Raw genomic sequence first — 12,698 nt, forward strand, 5'->3', positions numbered from 1 at the left:
CCCTCTCAGGTCGGCTACGCATCGTCGCCTTGGTAGGCCATTACCCCACCAACTAGCTAATGCGCCGCGGGCCCATCCTGCAGTGACAGCCGAAACCGTCTTTCCGTGCCGCCTCAGGAGAGGCGACAAACTATTCGGTATTAGCACCGGTTTCCCGGAGTTATCCCGATCTGCAGGGCAGGTTGCCCACGTGTTACTCACCCGTCCGCCGCTAAACCAAAGGAGCAAGCTCCAATGGTTCCGCTCGACTTGCATGTATTAGGCACGCCGCCAGCGTTCGTCCTGAGCCAGGATCAAACTCTCCATTATAGAGTAGTATTGATTGCTCAAATACTTGCTGGCGTTTCGCGGTCCGAAGACGCGCGATTCGCTCGTGATCTGCATAACGCTGATCAGTAGTTTTGCGCGGGCCGTTTTGCGCGGCCGTTGCGTTTTGTTGACGTTTTGCTGTTCAGTTTTCAAGGTTCAAGTTGTTTGCCGCGCTCATTGGCGACTTGATTAATATATCATGCTGACATATGAGAGTCAACAGTTTATGCAAAAAACTTTGGTTTTATCGAAAACTTCTTTTGAAGTGAAGATCTCACTATTTTATTAGAGTAGAATCACAGTGAGATTTAAGATCTAGAACCTTCTCAAAAAACATGGATTGTAAATAAAAAGCAAGATGGGCTTTAGCCGGTAGTGAAAGATATCAAAAACTGAATTAATAACTCACACCTCTATTCAGGATACTAATAAAGTTCTAGTAGCATCAGTTTCACTAACAGCAGAACAGTTAGCTCATTAATTTAAGACAGTAAAATTTCTGCACCGTCTAACGCCCCCTGGCACGTGCTATCGTTCCAGACACTATAAAATAGCTTTTAATTCTCACACACCATCTGCGCTTCTATATTTACTAAGACAATCCTAGAGATCTATTCGTTCCAGAATAAAATAATACTTTTCGTTAGTAAAAAATTTTGCTGCTAAGGATTGCCATATCCAACTGCTATGGAAATTTTTATCTGGAGGCTGCATAAAGAGAGGATTGAGGCAGCTCTTTAAAGGTCCTTGTCTATCAGACGCTTCATTGATAGGAGAACCAGACAACTCACTGTATAATTTTTAGCATAAAAAACCCGCTGAATAGCATCAGCGGGGGGCAAAGTTATTTTTATTCTTCGTCTTCTTCTGGAGTTTCTTCTATATCATCAATCTTTTCATCAGCAACAACATCTTCTGCTTCATAGACATCTGCTTCTGCACTTTCTTCGATCAATGTTTTTTCGACATCCTCTTCAATCTCTTCCAGATCTTCAGGGATCTCAATATCTTTTTTGACTTTAGCCACAGTCGCGACAATCTCATCGTCACCGAGACGAATTAACCGAACACCTTGTGTGCTTCTGCCTGTTGTCGAAATATCGTTGACGTCCATGCGGATCAATATTCCGTTAACGGTGATCAGCATGATGTCCTCTGTTCCATTAACAGTCCTAACAGCTACAAGCGGTCCGTTTTTATCCGTGATCTGACACGTTTTGATTCCCATGCCGCCTCTGGATTGGACACGGTACTCAGCTTCTTTGGTCTGTTTGCCGTATCCTTTTTCCGTGATAACCAGTACGTTGTCGTTCGGATCCAAAATCTCCATGCCGACTACTGCATCCCCTTCACGAAGACGGATGCCTCGAACGCCACTGGCTGTTCGGCCCATGCTGCGAATGTCGGTTTCAGGGAATCGGATCAAGGCGCCATTTTTTGTACCAATAACCATTTCCTTGTTGCCGTCTGTTAACTTAACTGAAATCAGCTCGTCTTCTTCGCGAAGGCTGATGGCAATCAAACCGTTTTGGCGAATATTGGCGTAATTCGTCACAGGGGTCCGTTTGCTAATGCCTTCACGTGTCGTAAAGAAGAAGAACGCATCTTCTTTAAATTCGTTGACGCGTATTACGGCTGTAACTTTCTCTTCTTTGCTGATTTCCAATAAGTTAACCAGCGGCAAGCCTTTGGCAGTACGGCCGTACTCAGGAATCTGATAGCCTTTTTTGCGGTACACTTTTCCTTTGTTCGTAAAGAACAAAATGGTGTCGTGTGTCGACGTATACAGCAAATGTTCCACGAAGTCATCTTCGTTGGTGCCCATTCCCTGCACTCCGCGCCCGCCGCGTTTTTGGCTGCGGTACGTGTTTGCCGGCAAACGTTTGATATACCCGTTGTGCGTCAGCGTTAATACTGAAGCTTCCACTGGAATCAAATCTTCGTCTTCGAACATTTCCGCTCCGCCAGTCGTAATTTCGGTTCTGCGTTTATCGCTGAAGCGCTCTTTGATTTCAAGCATCTCTTCCTGGATGATTTCAAGAATGCGGTGTTCATTCGCTAGAATGTCACGAAGTTCTTCAATCAATTTTACGAGGCCTAAATACTCTTCCTCGATTTTATCGCGTTCCAATCCAGTTAAACGCTGCAAACGCATGTCTAAAATCGCTTGCGATTGGCGTTCAGTTAAATTGAAATCGGTCATCAATCCATTGCGTGCCTGCTCGGCCGTTTGTGAACCACGGATCAAGGCAATGATTGCATCGATGTGATCCAATGCAATCCGAAGACCTTCCAGAATGTGGGCGCGGTCTTCTGCTTTGGTCAATTCAAATTGGGTACGGCGGCGAATGACCACTTTTTGGTGCTCCAGGTAATGGAAAAGAATTTCTTTCAAGCCCAGAACTTTCGGATGGCCGTCTACCAGCGCCAGCATATTGATGCCGAAGCTCGTTTGCATAGCGGTTTGCTTGTATAAATTATTCAATAAGACACTTGCGCTGGCATCTCTGCGAACTTCGATGACGATGCGCATGCCGTTGCGGTCAGATTCATCCCGCAGATCGGTGATGCCGTCAATTCGCTTATCGCGAACCAATTCAGCAATCTTCTCGATCAAGCGGGCTTTGTTTACCTGGTAAGGAATTTCGTTGACGATGATGACTTCCTTGCCATTGGCTTTTGTTTCGATGTCGACAACTGACCGCACGAGGACGGAACCTTTACCCGTTTCATAAGCACGGCGAATGCCGCTGCGGCCAAGAATAATGCCGCCTGTCGGGAAATCAGGGCCTGGAATAAATTCCATCAATTCTTCAGTCGTGATGGCTGGGTTATCAGCCAATGCCAACACTGCATCAATGGTTTCACCCAAATGATGCGGTGGAATATTGGTCGCCATCCCAACTGCTATACCGGAAGTTCCGTTTACTAGCAAGTTCGGGAAACGGCTCGGCAAAACAATCGGCTCTTTTTCCTGGCCATCATAGTTATCTCTATAGTCAATTGTGTTTTTATTTAAGTCGCGCAGCAATTCCATGGAAATCTTCGACATTTTCGACTCCGTGTAACGCATCGCTGCAGCTGAATCTCCATCAACAGACCCGAAATTTCCGTGTCCGTCCACCAGCATATAGCGGTAACTGAAATCTTGTGCCATGCGGACCATGGTTTCATAAACAGCTGTGTCACCGTGAGGATGGTATTTACCAATAACGTCTCCCACAATACGCGCTGATTTTTTATAAGCTTTGTCTGAGGTAATCCCCAAATCGTACATTGCATAAAGAATGCGGCGGTGAACCGGTTTTAACCCGTCACGCACATCCGGCAAGGCACGGGATACGATTACGCTCATTGCATAATCCAAAAAAGAAGTTCGCATTTCCGTACTTATGTTTATTTCTTCAACACCACTGCTAGGCCGTTCAGCCATACCCGCAGCCTCCTCTCAACTCTACATCACTTAAACGTCCAGGTTTTTAACGTATTTCGCATTTTCTTCGATAAAGTTACGGCGTGGTTCAACGTCGTCTCCCATTAAGATGTGGAAGGTTTCGTCCGCTACCATTGCATCGTTTAACGTGACTTGCAGCAAAGTCCGGACATCCGGATCCATTGTCGTGTCCCATAGCTGTGTTGCGTTCATTTCTCCCAACCCTTTATACCGCTGAATATTCGGCTTTGGTGTTGGAGACAATTTTTCAAGTGCATCTTTTAATTGCTGATCTGTATACACGTAATCCACGTGCTTGCCTTGTTTGATCTGGAACAATGGCGGCTGGGCAATATAAATATAGCCAGCTTCAAGCAACGGGCGCATATAACGGAACAAGAACGTCAGCAGCAAGGTACGGATGTGAGCTCCATCGACATCCGCATCAGTCATGATAACGACTTTGTGGTAGCGTGCTTTTGCCAAATTGAATTCTTCACCGATTCCTGTGCCCAGCGCCGTAATGATGTTGCGAATTTCAGCATTGGTGAGAATACGGTCAAGGCGGGCTTTTTCTACGTTCAGGATTTTTCCTCGAAGCGGCAAAATGGCCTGGAAATGACGGTCACGGCCAGATTTGGCTGAGCCTCCCGCTGAGTCACCCTCAACGATGTAAATTTCACTGATTTTAGGATCGCGTGATGAACAGTCGGCCAGTTTACCTGGAAGACTTGAAACTTCCAGTACCGATTTGCGGCGTGTAAATTCACGGGCTTTTTTAGCAGCCATCCGTGCGTGTGAAGCCATAATTCCTTTTTCAATGATTTTTCGCGAAACGGATGGATTCTCCAATAAGAATCGTTCAAATCCGCCAGAGAATAAATTATTGACGATGGTGCTGACTTCCGTATTGCCTAATTTTGTTTTTGTCTGACCTTCAAATTGTGGATCCGGATGCTTAATCGAAATAATTGCAGTTAATCCTTCGCGCACATCGTCGCCCGTCAAATTGAGGTCCTGCTCTTTCAACATGCCATTTTTGCGGCCATAGTCATTGACTACACGTGTCAAAGCGGTTTTAAAGCCGGATTCATGCGTTCCGCCTTCGTGGGTATTGATATTATTGGCAAAAGAAAAAATATTGGCTGCATAGCCGGCATTGTATTGCATCGCAACTTCCACGGTAATGCCTTCCCTTTCAGCTTCGACGAAAATGGCTTCTTCGTGCAGCGGATCTTTTGTTTTGTTTAAATGCTCCACGTAGGACTTGATGCCGCCTTCAAAATGATAGACTTTTTCTTTTTCTTCTCCTTCGCGCTCATCTTTTACGACGATTTTTAAGCCACGGTTCAAATAAGCAAGTTCGCGCAGGCGATGATCTAAAATATCAAATTCATAAACTGTGGTTTCTTTGAAAATTTCCGCATCCGCTTTGAAACGGATCGTTGTGCCTGTATGATCGGAGTCTCCGATGACATGCAAGTCTTCGGTGACTGCACCGCGTTCAAATTTAATATAATGTCTTTTTTCATCACGGTTAACGTAAACTTCCGTTGTCTCAGACAAGGCATTTACTACTGAAGCACCTACACCGTGAAGGCCACCGGATACTTTATAGCCGCCGCCACCAAACTTACCGCCGGCGTGCAGTACAGTCATGATAACTTCAACTGCCGGGCGTCCCATTTTTTCCTGCATGCCCACGGGAATTCCACGGCCGTTATCTTCCACGCGGATCCAGTTGTCAGGTTCAATCGCAACTTTGATTTCGGTACAGTGACCGGCCAAAGCTTCATCTATGCTATTGTCGACAATTTCCCATACTAAATGGTGAAGCCCTCTCGAACCCGTCGAACCAATATACATTCCGGGTCTTTTTCGAACAGCTTCCAATCCTTCTAATACTTGTATTTGACTCGCTTCATAGGACTCTTGTAAACCTTTTTCTTCCATAGCCATTCCACTCACCTGCTCTTTCTTACGCATTTCTAATCACTCGTGTCCGATAAAATTTTATAAGTGCAATCTTTACTTACAATCGGCCGCACAAAAGCAGCCGGCATCTTATTTTTGTATGGGATGACGGCAAACGTTCTAACTATTCGAAAGACATACTGCGCTAATCAACAGATTAACGCACAGTCACACCTTGACTGTGCCGTTGGTAACTTCAAAAAGACGGGCACTTTGGATTGTTTCGTGCTGGATGCCTTCGACACTTGTCGTTGTGACAAAGGTTTGGACAGACCCTTTAATCGTATTCAGTAAATGGGATTGTCTGTAGTCATCTAATTCAGAAAGCACATCATCAAGCAACAGTACTGGCGCTTCTCCGACTTCCTGCTTGATTAACTCGATTTCAGCTAATTTTAAGGATAAAGCCGTGGTCCGCTGCTGTCCTTGCGAACCATAAGTCTGGACATCGTACCCATTAACAAAAAATTGGAGTTCGTCCCGGTGAGGACCTACGAGCGTCACTCCTCGTTCGATTTCCCGTTTCCGGACTTCTGCCAGTTTTTGCTCTAAAAAAGACGCCATTTCTGCAGGCGTCCATTCGGGCTTTAAACCACTGATCGGTTGATAGCGGATTTGAAGTTGTTCCAGCCCTCGGGAAATGCCGTGATGGATCGGTTCGGCCCATTTCTGCAAAAGTTCCATAAACTGATACCGTTTGCGGATGATTTTGACAGCCGATTCGATAAATTGTTCTGTATAGACGTCAAACATGACGTCATTGATTGTTTGTTTCCCATAATGTTGCTTCAATATGTGGTTTCTTTGTTTAAGCAGTTTTTGATAAGTAACCAAATCATGCAAATACACTGGAGAAATCTGGCCAATCTCCATATCAATAAAACGTCTCCGTACTTGCGGGCTTCCTTTGACCAAATGCAGATCTTCAGGTGCAAACATGACAACGTTTAATTGGCCAACATAATCGCTCAGCCTGCGCTGTTCGAGATGATTGACTTTTGCTTTTTTCCCTTTTTTTGACAAGGTGATTTCAAGGGGAAGTTTGCCGTATTTACGGAAAACATCAGCTTTAATTTTACCATATTCGGCCTCCCAGCGGACCAATTCTTTATCATTGGATGTACGGTGGGATTTAGCCATGGATAAAACATACAAGGATTCCATGATATTGGTTTTGCCTTGTGCATTTTCTCCTATAAAGACGTTGATCTCTGGAGAAAATTCCAGCTCTAACGATTCATAGTTTCGATAATTGACAAGCTCAAGGCGGTCAATCCGCATCGAAGCTCATGCCTTCAGCGGTCACAATGCGAAAATCTCCAAACTCTGGAATATTCACCAGATCATTTGGACGCAGCTTGCGCCCTCTGCGGTTTTCAGCTTCACCATTTACAAAAACTTCGTGTTCGCCTAAAAACCATTTGGCCATTCCGCCTGAACTTATTGTATCCGTCATTTTTAACAATTGCCCAAGTGTTATATATTCAGTCTCAATCCCGATTTCTCTCAAAATGCACTCATCCTTCGATTCATAGTCTATCCCTCTATTTTACCCTATTTTAGCTAAAAAGTAAAAAGGATAGCCTAGATGGCTATCCTGGGGGTCTGTTTTAAATTTAATATGTTCGGACGGGAAGAATCAGTTGCAAAATCGAGTCGTCCAACGCTGATTTCAAAATGAACGGACGCATCGCTCCAGTAAACTGAATGACCACATCTTGTCCATCGATTGCTTTTAATGCATCCATCATAAATTTAGCGCTAAAAGAGATTTTCAGTTCTTCTCCTTCAATGCTGTGAGCCTGCAGCTGCTCTTCTACTTTCCCTACTTCAGGTGAGTTAGAAGAAACTTCTACTTCGTTTCCAGCGCTTGCTGAAAAACGAACAACGTTATTGCGTTCTTCCCTTGCGAGCAATGACGCCCGGTCAATTGCCTGCAGGAGCGAACGGCCGTTTACAGTTACGGTAGTTTTATATTCTGCCGGGATTAAACGAGTTGTATCCGGATAGTTCCCTTCTAATAGACGGGAAAAGAAAAGAATGTGCTTAGATTTGAATAAAACTTGCTGATTGGTCATAACGATTTCAACAGCTTCAGAAGTGTCATCCAAAATTTTATTCAACTCAGTCAAACTTTTCCCAGGAATTACAACGCTGTATTCCCCTTCTGGCAAAGTTTCCAATTTCGTTTTACGGCGAGCCAGTCGGTGGCTGTCAGTTGCTACACAAACAAGTTCTCCATCTTTTACTTCCCAATGGACGCCTGTTAAGACAGGACGCGTTTCAGAACTTGATACCGCAAAGACTGTTTCACGGTTAATGGTTTTTAGCAGATCTGCCGGAATCGTAAACAGGCGGTCATCTTGAATATCCGGCAATTGTGGATAATCCATTGCATCCAAGCCAATTAGGTGGAATTCGGATTTTCCTGAACGGATATGCGTTTGGAAATTCCCTGTAATTTCGATTTCTACTTCATTTGTCGGCAGCTTACGAATGATTTCGCCGAATACCTTAGCTTGAAGAACAATGCTTCCTCCATCTGTTACTTGGATGATTTGTTCTCCACCTTCTTCTGCTGGGATAAATGTTTGGATCGTGATATCAGAATCACTGCCCGTCAATCTCATTCCATCTGAAGAAACATCCATTTTAATTCCCGTTAAGATCGGAATTGTGGTTTTTGAACTTACTGCTTTCATTACATCGTTTAATCCTTCAACTAATCGCTCACGTTTTATCTCGAATTTCATTCTCGAACCTCGCTTATATATATATTTTATTTAAGGGCTTTTAAAGTAATAGTAGTAGTAGGGGCTGTGAATATGTGGATAAGCCACTTAGAGCCAATAAAAGCAGCTTATCCACATGTAGACAGCCTGTGCATAAACTGCTTGCTAATTTATTGGGTTATCCACAACTCTTTTTACTTGCCAAGCGCACTTTTGATGTCCTTGACGTCTTGCTGAAGCTGCTGATTGTCTTTCAGCATTTTAGAAATTTTGTCATGTGCGTGAATAACCGTTGTGTGATCGCGTCCGCCAAATTCCTCGCCAATTTTAGGCAAAGAGAAATCCGTCATTTCACGGGACAGGTACATAGCGACCTGGCGTGGGTAGGCAATATCTTTTGTGCGGCGTTTTGTTTTAAAATCTTCTAATTTGACGTTAAACTGCTCACCGACTGCGTTTTGGATGTCCAAAATGGTAATAACTTTCGGTTTTGAGTTCGGCATAATATCTTTTAAAGCTTCTGCAGCCAGTTCAGCACTCATGTCGCGGTTGATCAAAGAGGAATAAGCCACAACGCGGATTAAGGCCCCTTCAAGTTCGCGAATATTCGAGTCGATGGAATTGGCGATGTACGTCATGACGTCGTTTGGAATATCCAATCCATCTGCTTTTGCTTTTTTGCGCAAAATTGCAATTCGTGTTTCCAAGTCAGGCGGTGTAATGTCCGTGATCAAGCCCCATTCAAAGCGGGAGCGAAGTCGGTCTTCCAGTGTCGGGATCTCTTTTGGAGGCCGATCACTGGAAATAATGATCTGTTTGGATTCTTCGTGCAAGGTGTTGAATGTATGGAAAAATTCTTCCTGTGTCTGCTCTTTGCCCGCTAAAAACTGAATATCGTCAATAAGAAGAATGTCGACACCCCTGTATTTGTCGCGGAATTCGCCTGTTTTGTTGTCACGAATGGAATTGATGAATTCGTTTGTAAACTTTTCCGAAGACAAGTAAACCACTTTAGCATTCGGATTGTGTTCCAGGACATAATGTCCAATTGCGTGCATTAAATGCGTCTTGCCAAGTCCAACTCCCCCATAGATAAACAGCGGGTTATAAGCTTTTGCCGGTGCTTCGGCCACGGCCAAAGATGCGGCATGGGCAAAGCGGTTGCCTGAACCAATTACAAACGTATCGAAAGTATATTTCGGATTCAGCATGCCAGGCAAAAACTCTTGCTGCTGGTCTTGTCCCGGTTTAACTCGAGGTGCAGGGAGTTGAAAATCATCCATATCCTGATCTTTGGGCACAACAAATTTGATCATCATATCATCACCGGTGGAATCCGATAAAATTCCAGTAATCAAGTGTACGTAGTGGTTTTCCAACCAATCACGTGCAAACGAATTCGGTGCTGAAATAGTGACTGTATCATCCTGGTAGGATAAAAGTTTTGTCGATTTTAACCACGTTTCAAAACTTGGTTTGGAGATTTTAGTTTCAACTTGGGCTAAGACACTCGACCAAAGTTCGTCTAAGTGTTCCAATAGCTCTTCTCCTTTATATGTAACTATATTTTAAAGTATATCATACACAAAATCACAGCTTGTGGATAACATTTGCAAACAAGGTGGTGAATAACTATCCACACCTTACCCACAATTTGTGGATAACTTATTTAGGGTGAAAACTATTAACAAGTGAAAACAAGTTAATGTTACCAAAAAAGATGAGACAACACAAGAAGTTCTTTAAGTTATCCACACATCTTTTTTTGCTCACACCAGAACTATCCACAAGGGGTTTGTATGTTAAAAAACTGTAGATAAGGCATGTGGATAAATATTTTTGAGAAAAAATAGTGCACAGGCCATCAAGAGAGAAAGGAATGATCTGTGTATAACTTAAAAGGGAAGGAGGAGGGAGATTCAGAAGGCTTTTACAATAAGACGTTGACATTTATACCCGTACGCCTTTATAATAGTCGAGACTGTCTTTAGTAAAAATAGTTAACTCTTATTATAGGAGGTGTCACATATGACATTGCGCACATACCAACCAAATACACGCAAACACAGCAAAGTACACGGCTTCAGAGCACGTATGAGCACAAAAAACGGACGCAGAGTAATAGCTGCACGCCGTCGTAAAGGAAGAAAAGTATTATCAGCTTAAGTCCACTGACCGCATCAGTGGTCTTTTTTTCTTTTCTGCACGTTTTTGTCGGAAAAGCATTAAAATAAGCAGGTGAAAGAATGAACAAGCACCAACGGATCAAGAAGAACAAAGAATTTCAGCAAATATTTAAAAGAGGAAAATCTTTTGCGAATCGGCAGTTCATTGTTTACGTATTAAAGGATGAACAAACCGAATTTCGCTTAGGATTGTCCGTCAGCAAAAAAGTAGGGAACGCAGTCGCCCGCAACCGCATTAAACGCTATATCCGGCAAACTTTCTTGGAATTGAAAGATGACTTATTGCCGAATGCAGACTACATTATTATCGCCCGACCACAGGCGGCCACATTGGATTTTCACGAAAGCAAGAAAAGTCTTGAACATGTATTGAAGATCGCACGCGCATTGCCCAGGAAGTAGAAGACAACACAGAATAGATGTTATTATAGAAGTAATTGAAATTAGTTTGGGGGAAGAAGGGTGAATAAGAAATTAGTTTTGCTTATTTCACTGATTGCAGTAACGTTGCTGCTTTCTGGCTGTACCGAGTTTGATCAGCCGATCAGTGACCAGAGTGAAGGGTTTTGGAATGAATTTATCGTTTGGCCATTGGTATCAGCCATTGTATTCTTCAAAGATTTGCTGGGAACTTACGGTTTCGGAATTATCGCAGTTACGGTCATCATCCGGTTGGTAATGCTGCCATTGATGATCAAACAAACGAAAAGTTCAAAACGTATGCAGGAAGTACAGCCTGAGCTTGTGAAGTTGAAAGAAAAGTACAAGTCAAAAGATGCCGTTACGCAGCAGAAGTACCAAAAAGAAATGATGGCGCTGTTCCAAGAAAAAGGCGTGAATCCAATGGCGGGTTGTTTGCCTGTATTGATTCAAATGCCGGTTCTGATCGGTTTCTATCATGCAATCAGCCGCATGAACAGCACACCTGAAATCGATTTGGGCTCATTTCTGATTTTCCCGCTGGCAGAACCAAGCATTATTTTAGCTATTATTGCTGGATTGATGCAGTTTATCGTTTTGCGGACGGGTCCAACAATGGACAATCCGCAAATGAAAATCATGATGTATTTCATGCCGGTAATGATTATCGGATTTGGTATTGTCTTGCCATCCGCACTAACACTTTATTGGGTTATCGGGAATATCATTTCGCTTATCCAAAACTTGTTCATCTACCGTCCATGGGAGAAAAAAGAAGTACCTCAGCAGCAACCTGTTAAAACGAAAGCAGGAGGGGTTAAAAAGTGAAACAGATTACGCAAACGGGTCCAACTGTTGAAAACGCGATATCTGAAGCATTAGAAAAACTCCAAGTTACACGTGAAGAAGTAAGCATAGAAGTTATTCAGGAAGAAAAAAAGGGGTTCTTCGGTTTCGGCGCCAAAAAAGCAGAAGTTGAAGTTACTGTTATTGAAAAAAACCCGCTTCCTGAAAAAGAAAAATCGAATGCTGCAGCAGAAAAAGCGGTTGAAATCGACGAAATACTTGAGGTTTCGCCTGCAAAAGAGGAACAAGCGGAAGAAATTCCTGCAATCTCGAATGAACAGGCGATTCAAGAAACAAAAAACTACATCCAATCGATTGCTAAAGGGATGAAAATCGATGATTTATCGATTACTCATGAGCATCGAGGCAAAAAAGTTAGTTTTTATTTGGAAAGTGACAAAGTCGCCATGCTGATCGGCAAACGAGGACAAACTTTGAACTCTCTTCAGCAGCTGGCACAGCTTGTTGCCAACAAATACTCCAACCAATTCATGATGGTTCAACTGGACGCTGAGAATTACCGTGAACGCCGCCAGGAGACGCTGGAGCAATTGGCGGATCGAATGGCCGACAAAGCCATTCGGACCGGTGGACGGGTTCAGTTTGAACCGATGCCATCATACGAGCGAAAAGTCATTCACCAAGCATTATCAAGACGTTTAGACATTGATACGCATTCGGAAGGGAAAGACCCCAACCGTTATCTCGTCATTGAACCACATAAATAAGATGAAGTCCGCCGACATGGCGGGCTTTTTTTATGTCGAATTAATGAAATTTATCAAAACAAAGCACTGT

Annotated in this window: 10 protein-coding genes and 1 rRNA gene; 4 read left to right on the top strand and 7 right to left on the bottom strand. The window is 43.5% G+C overall.

Going from position 1 to position 12,698, the window contains the following annotated elements; genetic code table 11:
- From AC4EHK_RS00005 to dnaA, 7 genes are all read right to left on the bottom strand, one after another.
- Positions 1-309: ribosomal RNA gene (locus tag AC4EHK_RS00005) — 16S ribosomal RNA — on the bottom strand; the annotation flags it as partial.
- Positions 310-1,159: 850 nt separating this feature from the next.
- Positions 1,160-3,742, bottom strand: coding sequence for a DNA gyrase subunit A (gyrA, locus tag AC4EHK_RS00010; protein WP_490976755.1), 2,583 nt, complete (start codon positions 3,740-3,742; stop codon positions 1,160-1,162).
- A 30-nt stretch (positions 3,743-3,772) separates the two neighbouring features.
- Positions 3,773-5,701 carry a DNA topoisomerase (ATP-hydrolyzing) subunit B gene (gene gyrB, locus AC4EHK_RS00015; RefSeq protein ID WP_490976756.1) on the bottom strand — a complete coding sequence of 643 codons (1,929 nt, stop codon included), beginning with the start codon at positions 5,699-5,701 and terminating at the stop codon, positions 3,773-3,775.
- Between the two features lie 183 nt (positions 5,702-5,884).
- Positions 5,885-6,997, bottom strand: coding sequence for a DNA replication/repair protein RecF (gene recF, locus AC4EHK_RS00020; RefSeq protein ID WP_490976757.1), 1,113 nt, complete (start codon positions 6,995-6,997; stop codon positions 5,885-5,887).
- Positions 6,987-7,226: a S4 domain-containing protein YaaA gene (gene yaaA, locus AC4EHK_RS00025; protein ID WP_490976758.1), complete on the bottom strand. Its 240-nt coding sequence runs from the start codon at positions 7,224-7,226 to the stop codon at positions 6,987-6,989. Before yaaA ends, recF begins: the two co-directional genes overlap by 11 nt.
- Positions 7,227-7,332: 106 nt before the next feature.
- Positions 7,333-8,469, bottom strand: coding sequence for a DNA polymerase III subunit beta (dnaN, locus tag AC4EHK_RS00030; protein WP_490976759.1), 1,137 nt, complete (start codon positions 8,467-8,469; stop codon positions 7,333-7,335).
- A gap of 173 nt (positions 8,470-8,642) precedes the next feature.
- Positions 8,643-9,986 (bottom strand): chromosomal replication initiator protein DnaA, encoded by a 1,344-nt coding sequence (gene dnaA, locus AC4EHK_RS00035; RefSeq protein WP_142830332.1) that lies wholly within the window; start codon positions 9,984-9,986, stop codon positions 8,643-8,645.
- A 490-nt stretch (positions 9,987-10,476) separates the two neighbouring features.
- Between dnaA and rpmH the strand changes: the two genes are divergently transcribed.
- The 4 genes from rpmH (at position 10,477) to jag (ending at position 12,628) form a co-directional block, all read left to right on the top strand.
- Positions 10,477-10,614 carry a 50S ribosomal protein L34 gene (rpmH, locus tag AC4EHK_RS00040; protein ID WP_006830546.1) on the top strand — a complete coding sequence of 46 codons (138 nt, stop codon included), beginning with the start codon at positions 10,477-10,479 and terminating at the stop codon, positions 10,612-10,614.
- Between the two features lie 80 nt (positions 10,615-10,694).
- Positions 10,695-11,036 carry a ribonuclease P protein component gene (gene rnpA, locus AC4EHK_RS00045; RefSeq protein WP_490976760.1) on the top strand — a complete coding sequence of 114 codons (342 nt, stop codon included), beginning with the start codon at positions 10,695-10,697 and terminating at the stop codon, positions 11,034-11,036.
- A gap of 60 nt (positions 11,037-11,096) precedes the next feature.
- Positions 11,097-11,882: a membrane protein insertase YidC gene (gene yidC / locus AC4EHK_RS00050; protein ID WP_490976761.1), complete on the top strand. Its 786-nt coding sequence runs from the start codon at positions 11,097-11,099 to the stop codon at positions 11,880-11,882.
- Positions 11,879-12,628 (top strand): RNA-binding cell elongation regulator Jag/EloR, encoded by a 750-nt coding sequence (gene jag / locus AC4EHK_RS00055; protein WP_490976762.1) that lies wholly within the window; start codon positions 11,879-11,881, stop codon positions 12,626-12,628. The genes yidC and jag overlap by 4 nt, the downstream gene beginning before the upstream one ends.
- Positions 12,629-12,698 lie beyond the last annotated feature (70 nt).

It is taken from the genome of Planococcus sp. TJ-307, assembly GCF_058268435.1.

What these genes read in the sequence shown, in the direction of transcription:
- rnpA (WP_490976760.1), top strand. Translation starts at nt 10,695, where the DNA reads ATGAACAAGCACCAACGGATCAAGAAGAACAAAGAATTTCAGCAAATA.
- dnaN (WP_490976759.1), bottom strand. Translation starts at nt 8,469, where the DNA reads ATGAAATTCGAGATAAAACGTGAGCGATTAGTTGAAGGATTAAACGAT.
- rpmH (WP_006830546.1), top strand. Translation starts at nt 10,477, where the DNA reads ATGACATTGCGCACATACCAACCAAATACACGCAAACACAGCAAAGTA.
- recF (WP_490976757.1), bottom strand. Translation starts at nt 6,997, where the DNA reads ATGCGGATTGACCGCCTTGAGCTTGTCAATTATCGAAACTATGAATCG.
- gyrA (WP_490976755.1), bottom strand. Translation starts at nt 3,742, where the DNA reads ATGGCTGAACGGCCTAGCAGTGGTGTTGAAGAAATAAACATAAGTACG.
- gyrB (WP_490976756.1), bottom strand. Translation starts at nt 5,701, where the DNA reads ATGGCTATGGAAGAAAAAGGTTTACAAGAGTCCTATGAAGCGAGTCAA.